This is a genomic window from Rugamonas violacea, assembly GCF_016461825.1.
Lineage (GTDB): Bacteria > Pseudomonadota > Gammaproteobacteria > Burkholderiales > Burkholderiaceae_D > Rugamonas.
On the sequence record NZ_JAEMNU010000139.1, the window covers coordinates 17,925 to 31,329 of the forward strand.

Annotated in this window: 13 protein-coding genes; 7 read left to right on the top strand and 6 right to left on the bottom strand. The window is 68.0% G+C overall.

All coding sequences use genetic code 11. The annotated features are described in order from the left end of the window. Positions 1-101: 101 nt before the first annotated feature. Positions 102-1,493 carry an MFS transporter gene (locus H7U20_RS26050; protein ID WP_199762061.1) on the top strand — a complete coding sequence of 464 codons (1,392 nt, stop codon included), beginning with the start codon at positions 102-104 and terminating at the stop codon, positions 1,491-1,493. Here H7U20_RS26050 and H7U20_RS26055 read toward each other — a convergent pair. The 5 genes from H7U20_RS26055 to H7U20_RS26075 form a co-directional block, all read right to left on the bottom strand. Then, a complete protein-coding gene (locus tag H7U20_RS26055; RefSeq protein WP_199762062.1) occupies positions 1,483-4,074 on the bottom strand; it encodes a TonB-dependent receptor in 2,592 nt (863 codons plus the stop codon). The two genes, H7U20_RS26050 and H7U20_RS26055, sit on opposite strands and share 11 nt — an antisense overlap. A 131-nt stretch (positions 4,075-4,205) precedes the next feature. Beyond that, positions 4,206-5,477: an alanine racemase gene (locus tag H7U20_RS26060; protein WP_199762063.1), complete on the bottom strand. Its 1,272-nt coding sequence runs from the start codon at positions 5,475-5,477 to the stop codon at positions 4,206-4,208. Next, on the bottom strand, positions 5,478-6,878 hold the full coding sequence (locus tag H7U20_RS26065) for a D-arabinono-1,4-lactone oxidase (protein WP_199762064.1): 1,401 nt from the start codon (positions 6,876-6,878) through the stop codon (positions 5,478-5,480). It lies immediately after the preceding gene. Beyond that, positions 6,875-7,216 (bottom strand): c-type cytochrome, encoded by a 342-nt coding sequence (locus H7U20_RS26070; RefSeq protein WP_199762065.1) that lies wholly within the window; start codon positions 7,214-7,216, stop codon positions 6,875-6,877. The genes H7U20_RS26065 and H7U20_RS26070 overlap by 4 nt, the downstream gene beginning before the upstream one ends. 282 nt (positions 7,217-7,498) lie before the next feature. Then, a complete protein-coding gene (locus tag H7U20_RS26075; protein WP_199762066.1) occupies positions 7,499-8,230 on the bottom strand; it encodes a TetR/AcrR family transcriptional regulator in 732 nt (243 codons plus the stop codon). Between the two features lie 198 nt (positions 8,231-8,428). Between H7U20_RS26075 and H7U20_RS26080 the strand changes: the two genes are divergently transcribed. The 3 genes from H7U20_RS26080 (at position 8,429) to H7U20_RS26090 (ending at position 9,484) form a co-directional block, all read left to right on the top strand. After that, the gene (locus H7U20_RS26080; protein WP_199762067.1) at positions 8,429-8,659 is read left to right on the top strand and encodes an AbrB/MazE/SpoVT family DNA-binding domain-containing protein; all 231 of its coding nucleotides are present in this window, start codon (positions 8,429-8,431) and stop codon (positions 8,657-8,659) included. After that, on the top strand, positions 8,659-9,075 hold the full coding sequence (locus H7U20_RS26085) for a type II toxin-antitoxin system VapC family toxin (protein WP_199762068.1): 417 nt from the start codon (positions 8,659-8,661) through the stop codon (positions 9,073-9,075). Before H7U20_RS26080 ends, H7U20_RS26085 begins: the two co-directional genes overlap by 1 nt. Before the next feature lie 112 nt (positions 9,076-9,187). Beyond that, positions 9,188-9,484 (top strand): DUF3144 domain-containing protein, encoded by a 297-nt coding sequence (locus tag H7U20_RS26090; RefSeq protein ID WP_199762069.1) that lies wholly within the window; start codon positions 9,188-9,190, stop codon positions 9,482-9,484. Positions 9,485-9,595: 111 nt separating this feature from the next. Here the strand turns inward: H7U20_RS26090 and H7U20_RS26095 are convergent, their stop codons facing one another. Next, positions 9,596-10,195, bottom strand: coding sequence for a TetR/AcrR family transcriptional regulator (locus H7U20_RS26095; protein WP_199762146.1), 600 nt, complete (start codon positions 10,193-10,195; stop codon positions 9,596-9,598). Between the two features lie 158 nt (positions 10,196-10,353). On the opposite strand from H7U20_RS26095, the gene H7U20_RS26100 reads away from it, so the two are divergent. The 3 genes from H7U20_RS26100 to H7U20_RS26110 are packed head-to-tail and all read left to right on the top strand — an operon-like array spanning position 10,354 to position 13,324. Continuing rightward, positions 10,354-11,409, top strand: a complete 1,056-nt coding sequence (locus H7U20_RS26100; protein ID WP_199762070.1) for a sugar phosphate isomerase/epimerase family protein — start codon at positions 10,354-10,356, stop codon at positions 11,407-11,409. 29 nt (positions 11,410-11,438) lie between these two features. Continuing rightward, positions 11,439-12,329, top strand: coding sequence for an alpha/beta fold hydrolase (locus tag H7U20_RS26105; protein ID WP_199762071.1), 891 nt, complete (start codon positions 11,439-11,441; stop codon positions 12,327-12,329). After that, positions 12,326-13,324 carry an alpha/beta hydrolase gene (locus H7U20_RS26110; RefSeq protein WP_199762072.1) on the top strand — a complete coding sequence of 333 codons (999 nt, stop codon included), beginning with the start codon at positions 12,326-12,328 and terminating at the stop codon, positions 13,322-13,324. Before H7U20_RS26105 ends, H7U20_RS26110 begins: the two co-directional genes overlap by 4 nt. The last annotated feature ends 81 nt before the right edge of the window (positions 13,325-13,405 follow it).

Consider the following 13,405-nt stretch of genomic DNA (forward strand, 5'->3'; position numbering starts at 1 on the left):
AATCGAGATTGACCCTGCCCCAAGGCCGATTTTATGCTTGGTTTCCAGTCGACGCTACGCCCCGGCGCAGCCGGCCCCACCAACGCTTCCAGGACCGCACCATGCACCAAAAAACCCCGCCGGCCAGCGCGCCGGCCCGCCGCAGCGCCCTGCCATTCCTGCCATTCCTGCCATTCCTGCCATCCCGGCCCGCCCTGCTGGAACCGCTGCGCCACCGCCGCTTCCGCCAGCTCTGGCTGGCCAACCTGGCCGCCAATCTGGGGCGCTGGGTGCAGGCCTTCGCCGCCGCCTGGCTGGTCGCCTCGATGTCCGAGTCGCCTCTGTTGACCACCCTGGTGCAAACGGCCAGCTACGCGCCGATGCTGCTGTTCGCGCTGCCGGCCGGCGTGCTGGCCGACGCCGTCGACCGACCGCGCCTGCTGTTCGTCATCAACGCCGGCATGGCGCTGGCCGCCGGCTTGATGGCGCTGGCGACGATGGGCGGCCAGGCCACCGCCTTCACCCTGCTGGCGCTGACCTTCCTGATGGGTTGCTGCGCGGCCTTCCTGTGGCCGGCCTGGCAGGCCTCGATGTCGACCTTGCTGGAGCCGGAACTGGTGCCGACCGCCGCCATCCTCAACAACCTGAGCTACAACCTGGCGGCCCTGCTCGGCCCCTGGCTGGGCGGACTGCTGTTCCAGCACATCGGCGCGGCGCCGCTGTTCCTGGCCAACGCCCTGTCCTATCTGGGCCTGCTGCTGGTGTATTGGCGCTGGGTCCGCGACGACCGGGCCGCAACTGCCGCAGCCAGCGCGGCGCCGACCGCGTCGTGTCCAGACAGCGCGGCCGCCGCGCCAACCGGCGCCGGCGCCGGCGCCGCTGATGCGGCGGCGGCCGGCACCATTGGCGGCGCCTGGCCGGCCTTCAAATACGGCATCGCCAGCGCCTGGCAGCAACGCGCCTTCCGCGCCCTGTTGGCGCAGGTGGCGGCGATCTTCTTCGTCGCCATCGCCTTCGCCGCCCTGCTGCCGCTGTATGTGCGCGACGTGCTGCATCTGCAAGCGAGCACCTTCGGCAGCTTGATGGGCGCCTCTGGCGCGGGCGCGGTACTGGCGGCCTTCGCCCTGCCGGCGCTGCGCGCCCGCCTCGGTCCGCGCCGCCTGCTCGCCGCCGCCCTGCTGGTGTTTGGGCTCATGCTGGCGGCGCTGCCGCTGACCAGCGCTTGGCCGCTGGCGCTGGCCCTGGTGCTGGCCGGCGGCATGGCCTGGGCGGCCATCGTCAGCACGCTCAACGGCCGGGCGCAGACCGCCTTCCCGTCCGCGCTGCGGGCCAGGACGATCTCTATCTACATGCTGGCGATGGGCGCCGGACAAAGCGCCGGCGCGCTGTTCTGGGGGATGGTGGCGCAAAGGATGGGCGTGGCGGCGGCACTGCTGTGCGCCGCCTTGGCGATGTGCGCCTGCATCGGCCACGTGCTGATGCAGGCGACCGCGCCGGCCGCGACTACATGCTGAGGCGCAGCTCGAAGCCGATCCGGCGCGGATCGGAGACGATGGCGAACGGCGTGCCGAGGATGCCGGTCGAGGTGTTGTCGATGCGGTTGACGTAGCGCTTGTCGAAGGCGTTGTTGACGAACAGCGCCACGCCCCAACCGCCGCTGCCGGCGTCCCAGCCCAGCCGCAGGTCGGTGTGCTGCTTGGCCGTGCCGGCGCGGAAGGCCGGCGTGTTCAGGCAGGCGCCCTGCAAGGCGTCGGCGTTGCAGCGGGTGGCGCCGGTGTAGGCATGCTGCAGGCTGAGGTTGAGTTTGCCGTCGAGGACCGCGCGCCAGGTGTAGTCGACACCGGCGGCGGCCGACCAGAGCGGCGCGCCGACCGCCTGATCGCTCAGGTCGACGCCGTCGCCGGTGACGAAGTGCTGGTACTTCTGGCTGATGAACTCGGACGAGAAGAACAGGCGCAGGTCGCGCGTCGGCTGCCAGCGCGCCTCGAAGTCCACGCCGCTGGCCACCTGGTTGCTGCTGCTGACCTGGTAGCTCGGCACGGCCGCGCCGGTGTTGCCGATCAGGCTGAGCGACTGCAGGTTGGAGAATTTGTAGTGGAACAGCGAGGCGTTGATCAGCAGGTGCTGTTCGCGGAAGTAGCTCTTCAAGCCGGCCTCGTAGTTCCAGATCGTCTCCGGCTCATACTTGCCGGCCACCGCCAGCGCGTTGAAGCCGCCCGACTGGTAGCCCTTGCTGACCGAGCCGTAGACCATCACGTCGGGCAGCAGTTTGTAGTCGAGCACCAGGCGCGGGCTGACGTCGCTCCAGCTCTGGTGCGCCTCGACCTTCTGCGCGGCGGCCGATGGATTGTTGAAGGCGATGTTCTGCCCCAGCGCGCCCAGCGCCGCCGCCAACTGCTCCGGCGTCAGCGCGCCGGCCTGCACCAGGCCGGGGAAGAAGCCGGCCTTGTCGAGCTGGGCCAGCGTGGCGTCCAGCCCGGCCGCGTTGCGGTTCGGGCTATACCAGGAGAACTGCTTGTCGTCGTGGGTCAGGCGCACGCCGGCCGTCAGGTTGATCTTCGGCGTGACATGCCAAATGGTGTCGGCGAACAGGGCGTAGGCCTTGGCCGTGCTGCGGTTGTACATATTCTCCTGCCAGCTGTTGCCGAAGAATTTGGCCGGCACGCCGAACTGCTGGGCGGCGTCGTCGAGCAGGCTGTAGATCGGCAGGCCGGCCAGATTGTTCAACACGGTGTTGTGCGTGTCGGTGTACATGTTCAGCTGGCTGTTCTGGTTGGCGCGCTCGTAGAACAGGCTGGCGCCGGCGACCCAGTCGACCGCCTGGTTCTTGCCGGAGAATTTGAACTCCTGCTGCCAGCTGCTGTTGCTCTCGTAGTTGACGGTGTCCAGGTGGGAGTTGATGCGGTTGCTGCCGTCGCTGTCCTCCAGGTTGCGCGAAGCGAAGTGGCGGTAGGCGGTGGTGGAGTTGAAGCTGCCCCAACCGAACGGCCGCTCAAGGCGCAAGGTCACGCCGTCGAAGTCGCGCGCCTCGGCGTTGCCGATGGCGTCGTTGTAGACCGGCGCCGTGCGCGGATCGAGATACGTCGCCGGATTGGCCGGCACCGTCGGCGCGCCAGGCGCCGCCGGCAGCGCCACCAGACCGAAGGCCGGCCGCGCCTTCTGCGACAGCTTCTCGTGCTCCCACGACAGCAGCACCCGGGTCTGCTGTGGCGCGTCCCAGCGCAGCGTGGCGCGCAGGCCCCAGTCGCCCGTACCGTTCAGGTGCTCGCCGCTGGCGGCGTCCTTCAGCCAGCCGTCGCTGCGCTGGTCGACCACCGCCATGCGCAGCGCCATCGTGTCGTTGAGCGGCACGTTGAGCAAGCCGTCCAGGTAGCGCATGCCGTCGTTGCCGGCGCGCAGATGCACCTCGCCCTCGCGCTGCTGCGACGGCTCCTTGGTGATGATGGAGATTGCGCCGGCCGCGCTGTTGCGGCCGAACAGCGTGCCCTGCGGCCCCTTCAACACCTCGATGCGCTGGGTGTCGTTGAAGTTCATCAGCGCGCCGCCGGTCTTGCCGGTGTAGACGCCGTCGACGTACACGCCGACCGGGCCGTCGGTGCCGATGCCGAAATCGGCGGTGCCGATGCCGCGCATGGAGAACTTGGGCTGGCTCGGCTGTTCGGCGTCCACGGTCAGGCCGGGGATGTAGCCGTTCATCGCCGACAGGTTGGCGGCGGCCAGCTTGCTGATCTGGTCCGCGCTGACCAGCTGCATGGCGATCGGCACCGACTGCGCCGTCTGCGAGCGGCTCTGCGCGGTGATGGTGACGACGCCGATCGCCGCGTCCTCGGCGGCGGTGGCGGCTTTGGCCGACGACCGGGCCGGAGCCGGCGCCGGGGCTGTGGCTTGGGCTTCGGTCTGAGACTGGGCCTGCGTCGCCTGCGGCGCGGCCTCGGTCACCGCCTCGGCGGCCGTGGCCTGCTCCAGCAGCGCGCCGGCGGCCAGCGTGCCGCCCAGCAGGGCGCGCGAGATCGCCAGCGCCAGCGGACGCCGGCGCGGCGGCCAGGCCGCCTGTCGATTGTTGATGTTTGCTGCCAGCTGATCGCGATCGTGCATACCCACCTCTCCGTTGTGTTATCGATTATTCTTTTCACCCCAAGTGCGAGAGCCGGGGTCAGACCCGCGGGGTCTGACCCCAGATTCACGCCTCTGGGTTGCGCTGCGCTACCGGCAATCCCGCAATCGGCCTAGCTCCCCGCCTGCAACACCGGCCAGCGCTCGACGATTTTGTCGCCCCGTAGCGCCACCAGGTCACCGAACTGCAGCAGCACCGCCTCGCTTTGCAGCGGCCGCAGGAAGACGAAATCGTCGACCTCGAGCGGCACCGCCGTCGAAGCGTTCAGCCCCTGCTGGTTCGAGCTGACGTAGGCGAAGTTGGGACGCATGCCGGGCGGCGCCTCCGGCTCGGCCAGCCAGTTGCCGCTGTAGATGAAGTAGGTCTGCGCCATGTTCGGGTCCCAGCCCTCCAGCAGCGGCGCGCTCCACTCCAGCGCCGGCAGGCGCGTGTGCGCCAGGCGCTTGAGCACCGGCGCGGCGATGTAGGCCGCCGGCTCGTACTCGGCCAGCGAAGGCAGGTCGTAGTGGCTGGGCTTCATCAGGCAGGTGCCGGCCGAAATCTCGTTGAGCATGGCGTCGCCCTGGTAGCGCTGGAAAGTCGGGCTGCCGGCGCCGTTGAAGCACAGCGGCTTGGCGGCCATGGCCGGATGGTTGGCCTTGAGCAGATCGATATAGCCCTGGTAGCGTTCGCGCACGCGCGGAAACTCGCGCTCGGCGAGGAAGCCGGGCAGTCCCATCAGGTGCGCGTCGTAGCCCATGAAGCCGGAGAATTCGAGAAACTGCGGATCGGCGGCGATGGTGGCCAGCGCCTGCGCCATCTCGTCGTGGCTGGCGAAGCCGCCGCGATGCAGGCCGACGTCGATCTCGCAGTTGATGCGCATCTTGACGCCCAACTGGCGCGCCAGGCGCTGGTACTGCTGCAGCCGGGCGTTGCTGTCGATGAGCCATTGCAACTGCGTCTCGGGCCGGAAGGCGCCCTTGTTCTCGGCGTAGAACTGGCGCGCCGCGTCGACCGGCATCGGTTTGCCGAGCAGGATGTCGGCGTCCGGCCGCAGCGCCGCCAACGCGTTCAGGAAGGGCCGGTGGAAGGCCATGAACAGATTGGTGCCGGCGGCCTTGGCGACGTAGTCGATCAAGCCCGGGCTGGGCAGCGACTTGACGACGATGCGGTAGCCCTTGGCCGGCGCCACCGCGACCGATTTCTTCAGCCGGGCGATGTTGCGGTCGAGCCGATCGAGGTCGATCAGCAGCACCGGGTGGTCGACGCGCTGGGCCCGCAGCGTGCGGTTGAGCGCGGCGAAATAAGCCGGATACGGGCCGCCGGCGTCGCGCGGTTTGGCGGCGACGGCCGCGACGGCGGCGGCGCCGGCACCGGCCGCCAGGAAGGTTCGACGAGTGACCATTCAGACTCCGAAAATATGCTTCAAATGCGCATTCATCATGCGGCCCTGGGGATCGAGGCTGCGCCGCAGCTGCTGGAAGTCCTTCCAGTGGCGCGGGTAGAGCGCGGCCAGCCGCGCCGCGTCGAGGGTGTGCAGCTTGCCCCAGTGCGGCCGGCCCTGGTACTTCCAGAAGATCGGTTCGATCTCGGCGAAGTAGGCGCGGTGGTCGGTGTCGCCGTACTGGTGCACCGAGATCGAGCAGCCGTCGCGGCCCTCGAACATCGACAGCCAGATGTCGTCGGCCTTGACGTAGCGGTACTCCAGCGGGAAGGCGATCGGCAGCTTGCGCTGGCGGATGGTGCGCAGGATCTCGCGCACGCAGTCAGGCCCCGACTCGGCCGGCACGGTGTACTCCATCTCGCGGAAGCGCACCACGCGCACGTGGGGGAACACGTCGAAGGAATGGCCGACGCGCACCTGCGCCGCGCCGCCGGCGAGGAAGGTGGCGAGCAGCTTGTCGTAGGCCGCCTCGCCCATGCCGGGTATCCAACTGACCGCCTGCAGCAGCGTGCGCAGCGAGTTGACGGCCTCCGGGTCGTCCTCGCCGGACGGCGTGTCGTTCGGCCCGGCCAGGTCGGTGGCCACGGTCACCGCCAAGGTCGAATGGGGCAGCGGCAGGAACTCGAAGTTGCGGTGCGCGGCGCAGCGCTTGGCCAGTTCGGCCAGCACGTCCTCGGTTTTTTCGATGCGCGTGGTTTCGACCAGGCGGAACGGCTTCTCGTTTTGCAGCGTCATGCGCGAGACGATGCCGAGCGCGCCGACCGACGTGCGGGCGGCGTGGAAGATTTCGCTGTTGCTGGTCGCGCTGCAGTCGATCAACTGGCCGGACGGCGTGGCCAGCGTCAGCGCCGTCACGCAGGACGACATTGAGCCGTAGCGCTGGCCGGTGCCGTGCACCGAGTTGACGATGGCGCCGCCCATCGCCGGGTAGTCCATGTCCGGCATGTTGGGCACCGCCTGGCCGACGCCGTGCAGCAACGGGCCGAGCGCGTGCATGCGCGTGCCGGCCCATATCTCGGCCCGCAGGCTGGCGGCGTCGTGGCCGACCAGGCCGCTGAGCAGATCGGTGGCGATCAAGGTGCCGTCGGTCGGCACCACCGCGCTGAACGAATGGCTGGCGCCGACCGCGCGCACCACGCCGCTGGCGCCCTTGAGCGCGTCGACCAGCTCGGCCTCGCTGGCCGGCGCCAGGCGCAGCGCCGGGGTGCAGCTCTGGTTGCCCGACCAGTTGATCCACGGCAGAGGTTTGCCGGCGACGAAATTGACGGGGCTGTGCGGCACCGCGTCGCCGTGGCCGCAGGCGGGCAGCACGCCGACGGCGGCGCCGGCGGCGGCCGCGCGCAGGAAGCTGCGGCGGATCATTTGACCGCTCCGGCCGGCGCCGGCAGCGCGGCCATGAAGCGGATCAGCGCGCGGAAATCCTGCTCGGTGCAGGCGCTGCAATAACCCAGCGGCGGCATGCCGCCCAGGCCCTGCACGGCGTTGGCCAGCAACGCCGCCTCGCCCTTCTCGGCGACCTTCTTCCAGGCGGCGGCGTCGCCGATCTGCGGCGCCGGCACGCCGGGACGGGCATGGCATTGCAGGCAGTTGTTGGCCAACAACAATGACTGGCGTTCGCTCAACTCGGCCGCACCGGCCCGGCCGGCGCCGGCCGCCATCAAGACAAACAAGACCAGCCCGCTTACGCTACGCATCTGCATCGGCACTCCCCACGAAGGAAAAATCAATATTGGACGACCGTCCAATACTTACACTGTTTGACAACACTGTCAACATAGGTGTGACCGATCAACCACAAGCGGCGGGGGGCAAACCGAGGGGGCGGGCAGCGGCGGAAAGAACGGCGGCGTCAGGACAGCAGGGATGCGGACAAGCCCCACAGGCGCAGAGCCGGGGTCGGACCCCGCCGGGTCCGACCCCAGATGTTGTCTATGGGTTTGACTGGCGGCGGCGGCGCACGCCGCCGAAGGGAGTGGCGCCGCTCAGGCCGGCGGCACGCTGTCGCCGGCCATCAACAGGCCCAGCAGCAAGCGGTACAAGGTCAGCCGCAGCGTCTCGACGGCGGCCGCCTCGCCGGTCGAGACCTGGGTGAATTCGAGCTGGCGGATGCAGGCCAGCAGCAGCCCGCTGTCCACCTCGGCGCTGCGGCTGCCGATGCGGCTGAACACCTGCGCCGCCAATTGCACCAGCTCGCGGCTGTGCGCGTCGACCTTGGCGCGCAAGGTCGGCGGCAGGTTCCAGGCGAACAGGAAGCTGCATTCGACGGCCAGGTCGGTGCGGTGCTCGACGACGCCGGCGCGCACGTAGCGGGCCAGCGTGTCGGCCAGCGCGGCGGCGAAGGCCGGCAGCTTGTCCGCGCCGGGCGGCGTGCCGAGGAAGTGCGCGATGTGCGTCTCGGCCGACGCCAGCAGCGCCTCGCGGCGCGCCTGGGTATGGCCGCGATAGGCGTCGAAGCTGGCTTCGAGCAGCTCCTCCAGCGAGCCGAAATGGTAGCTGGTCAGCGACAACCGCACCTGCGCCCTGGCGGCGATGGCGCGGTGGCTGACGCCGGACAGGCCATGGGCGGCGATGATCTCCTGCGTCGCCCGCAGGATCAGCTCGCGGGTGCGGCCGCCCCGGTCCGAACCAGCGCCGGCGCCGGCGCGCCCCGCCGCCGTGCGCGCGCGCGGCGCGGCGGCGGGCGGAACCAGTTCGGTGGAGAGGGGCTTGTTCATAGTCGTCATGTCGGCAGGCGGGGCAAGATCGCGGCGCCTGCCCGCCAGTATATGCCAAGCGGGATTGCTATGGCAGAGTAACAAGGCGAGGCGGGACCCGCCACATTGTCCTGGCTCTGTGTCAAATCACACAAAGCTAAAGGCTTGTACGGGAAATTTCGCAATGTTAGTATTATCTGGCATGACAAGGAGGCTGCAATGGAAATCACTTCGGTCACCAGCAAGGGGCAGGTCACCATTCCCAAGCAGGTTAGGCAACAACTGGGCATCCGGCAAGGCAGCCGCATCGAGTTTACTCTGGTCGGTGACCACGTCGAAATGCGCGTAAATAACTCGTCGACAAGCGGTGGCGAAAACGGTTTCGGCATGCTGAAAAGCCGACGCCCAGCCGTCCCTGTGGATTTGGATCCCGCTACGTTAGTCAAGTAATGATCGGCCTCGACACCAATATCTTGGCGCGCTACTACATTGACGACGGGAGTGACGCCGAGGCAGGACGACAACGCCTCGCGGCATGTCGTTTGATTGAATCCGGCCAGGCATTAATGGTGTGCAAGACGGTCATTCTTGAGCTTGAATGGCTCATGCGGGGCTACTACGAATTCGACCGACTGGAAGCAATTGCTGTCGTCAAGCATCTGTTGGGACAGAAGCAAATTTTCGTAGAGGACCGCACTGCAGTTGAGCAAGCCCTTGCGCACTGCGAAGCCGGCTTGGACTTCGCCGACGCATTGCACCATGCCAGTTTTCGCCAGTGCGCTAGTGTCGCCTCCTTCGATGATCAGAAATTTGCACGTCGCGCAAAAAGACTTGGCCTGTCCCCCTGCGTATTCATACCCAGATGATTCCCTCCACAACAACCGCATTTCCGTCCGCATCACCCCTCCGTCGAAAAATAGTTGAGCTACCGGGCGATTCATGGCAGGATGCCTGCTTCATCAAACGAAGGTGTGGCTCATGAGCGAAAAAACTGAAAACGATAAGCACTACTGGCAACTGGTCGACACCTTCATCGGGATCGCCAACGAAAAGGCGCAGACCATCGACCGCAGCATCATCGGTCCCAGCCTGCTGTACTCGGCCAGCCGCTTCAACGCCTACATGCTGTCGGCCGTGAGCCCGACGGTCGAGGTGTTCAACGAGAACAAGGAAGCCGCCATCAAGTACTACCTGGCGCAGCACGAGGAAATGATGCGCGAGAACTTCGCCGACTTCGCAGCCAATTTCGACAAGTACCGCAACGACAATTCCTGATCCGCGCCCGCACGGCGCCGATCAACAAAAGCCGCCCGCGTCGACGACGCCGGGCGGCTTTTTCACGTCCACCGTCGCCGCCCTCTCGGCCAGCGTCCGGCGGACGCCGCGTCAGCCCCGGCCGGCCAGCTCCAGCGCCGCCATCGCCGGGGTGAGCATGGCCAGCAGCCGCGTCTTGCCGACGCCGTCGCGCGCCTGCACCGACAGGCCGTGCAGCAGCGTCGCGTAGGCGTCGCCCAGCGCCACCACGTCGGTCCCCGCCTTCAGCTCGCCGGCTTTCAAGGCCAGGCGCAGCCGGTCGATGATCGACTTGGTGCGGGCGCGGCGGAATTCGCCCAGCCAGACGATGACGGCGTCATTCTGGCTGCTGCAGTTGGTCGCCGCCGACACCACCATGCAGCCGTGCGGCCGGCCGCTGCGGGTGTATAGCAGCACCGCCTCGCGCAGCATGCGTTCGATGGCGCCGCGCGCCGTCGCCTCCTGCGCCAGGGCGCGATCGGCAAAGCCACCCTCGCCGGCCGCGTACAGCTCCACCGCCTCGCGGAACAGCTGCTCCTTCGAGCCGAAGGCGGCGTAGATGCGCGCCGAGGCGATGCCCAGCGCCGCCACCAGGTCGGACATGGCGACGCCCTCATAGCCGCGCTCCCAAAATGCGTCCCTGGCCTTTTCCAGCGCCAGTTCGCGGTCGAATTCTCTTGGCCTACCAGCCATCATTTACCTCAGCACAAACACCAGGACGGCCAGTATAGCCGCTCCATCCGGCGCACCGGCGGACAAACACCCAAACAATTTTTTCGGCCGGGCGCTTGACCGTGTGGAAAATTTCACCTATTCTTTGTTGATCGACAAACAATAGGAGCCGATAAAAAATGCGAACCATCAAAGGACCCAGCCTGCACCTCGCCCAATTCAGCGACACCGCAGCCCCCTTCAACGACCTGCCCTCGATTGCCGCCTGGGCCAGCGACACCGGCTTCAAGGCCCTGCAACTGCCGGCCTGGGATCAGCGCCTGTTCGACGTGGCCACCGCCGCCGTCAGCCAGACCTACTGCGACGACATCGTCGGCATGCTGGCCGGCCACGGCCTGGTGCTCAGCGAACTGACCACCCACATTTTCGGCCAGCTGGTCGCCGTGCACCCCGCCTACGACGCCATGTGCGACAGCTTCGCGCCGGCCGAACTGCACGGCAAGCCGCAGGCGCGCACCGCCTGGGCCATCGAGCGCCTGCTGATGTCGGCCAAGGCTTCGCGCCGCCTGGGGTTGACCGAGATGGGCACCTTCTCCGGCTCCTTCGCCTGGCCCTACCTGTTCCCCTTCCCACAGCGCCCGGCCGGCCTGATCGAAACCGCCTTCGACGAACTGGCCAAACGCTGGCTGCCGGTGCTCGACGCCTGCGACGAACAGGGTGTCAACCTGTGCTACGAGATCCATCCCAGCGAGGATCTGCACGACGGCGTCAGCTTCGAGATGTTCTACGACCGGGTCGGCCGGCACCAGCGCTGCAACATGCTCTACGACCCCAGCCACTTCGTGCTGCAGCAGCTGAACTACCTCGACTTCATCGACATCTACAAGGAGCGCATCCGCATGTTCCATGTGAAGGACGCCGAGTTCAATCCAAGCGGACGACAAGGCATCTACGGCGGCTATCAATCGTGGGAGAACCGCGCCGGGCGCTTCCGCTCGCTGGGCGACGGCCAGGTCGACTTCAAGGCGATCTTCTCCAAGCTGACCCAGTACGACTACGCCGGTTGGGCCGCGCTGGAATGGGAATGCTGCCTCAAGCACCAGGAGAACGGCGCCAGGGAGGGCGTCGACTTCATCAACGCCCACATCATTCCCGTCACCGACAAGATCTTCGACGACTTCGCCGGCGCACCGATCAATCCGCAGCAAATGAAGCAGCTGCTCGGCATCGGCTGATGCCGCAACCCGCCAACACAAGGAACCCCATGCACCAAGCACTCGCCACAACCAACCACCCAGCGGACGACTTCAGCCACGACTACGTGCGCATCGACGGCAACCGCATCCACTGCGTCAGCGCCGGCGCCGGCCGCCCCGTGCTGCTGATCCCCGGCTGGCCGCAAACCTGGTACGCCTGGCGCCACGTCATGGCCGCGCTGGCCGAGCAAGGCTATCTGGCGATCGCCGTCGACCCGCCCGGCACCGGCCACTCCGACCGCCCGGCCGGCGGCTACGACACCGGCGCCATCGCCGACACCCTGCACCGGGTGATGGCGCGGCTCGGCCACGCCGAATACGACGTGGTCGGCCACGACATCGGCATGTGGGTCGGCTACGCCTTGGCCAGCGACCATCCCGGCGTGGTCGGCAAGCTGGCGCTGACCGAGGCGGTGATTCCCGGCCTGGCGCCGGCGCCGCCCATCTTCGTCGCGCCGGAGGACAACATCTTCCTCTGGCACTTCATGTTCAACCAGGTGCACGACCTGCCCGAGGCGCTCACCGCCGGCAAGGAACGCGAGTACATCGGCTTCATGCTGGACAAGTGGTCGTATCGCCGCGACCGCGTCGCCGCCGCCGTCTACACCGAGGCCTACGCCACGCCGGGCGCGCTGCGCGCCGGCTTCGCCTACTACCGGGCGATTCCGGAAACGATCAGGCAGAACCTGCTGCGCGCCGAGTCGGCATTGACCATGCCGGTGCTGGCGATCGGCGCCGAACACGCCACCAAGGACGCGCCGCTGCTCACCATGCAGGGTCGCGCCATCAACCTGCGCGGCGCGATGATCGCCGACTCCGGCCACTTCGTGATGGAGGAAAATCCGCAGGACTTCCTGGCGCATCTGCTTCCCTTCCTGAACGGAGAAGCGCGCGCATGAGCCTCGATCCCCACATCGCCGCATGGTTGAACCAGCCCGCCGGCGGACCGGCGCCGGCTACCCTGGCCGAGATCCGCGCCGCCACCGAAAGCGGCCTGCGCGCGCAGCACGGCCCCTTGCAGGAGGTGGCCTGGGTCAAGGACTTCAACGCGCCCGGCCACGGCCAGCATCCGGTGCGCGTGCGCGCCTACGCGCCGGCCGGCGCCGACGAGACACCCGACACCGCCGAGACGGCGGCGCTGCCGGCCATCGTCTTCGCCCACGGCGGCGGCTGGTGCCTCGGTTCGCTGGAGCTGTACGACAATCCCTGCCGCGCCCTGGCCAACGCCACCGGCTGTGTCGTGCTGTCGGTCGACTATCGGCTGGCGCCCGAGCACAAGTTCCCCGTGCCGCTGGAGGACTTCTACGGCGCGCTGTGCTGGATCAGCGCGCACGCCGAGCTGCTGGGACTGGACCGCGAGCGCATCGCCGTCGGCGGCGACAGCGCCGGCGGCAATCTGGCGGCCGCAGCGGCCCTGCTGGCGCGCGACCGCAACGGCCCGCCGCTGGCCCACCAACTGCTGATCTACCCCGCACTGGAGGCGGATTTCTCCACCGCTTCGTACAAGGAGTTCGCCCAGGGCTACTCGCTGACGCGCGACATCATGCAGTTCTGCTGGAGCGCCTATCTGCGCGACGATGCCGATGCCGATGCCGATGCGAATGCGGATGCCGATGTGGATGCGGATGCCGCCTCGCCCTACGCCGCGCCGTTGCGGGCGGTGTCGCTGGCCGGCCTGCCGCCGGCGACCGTCTTGGTCAGCGAGTACGACCCGCTGCGCGACGAGGGCGAGAGCTATGCCCGGCGCCTGCGGTTGGACGGCGTCGAGGTGCGTTGCGAGCGCCTGGACGGCATGGTCCACGCCTGCATCCACATGCTCGGCGTGACGCCCAAGGCGCGCCAGCTGTTCGACCGCGCCGGCGCCGCATTGAGAACGGCGCTGGCCATCGCGTAGCGTCTTGGGTGTTGTCCAAAAAACCACAGGCGCAAATCTGGGGTCGGACCCAACGGGTCCGACCCCGGCTCTCCGCCTTTG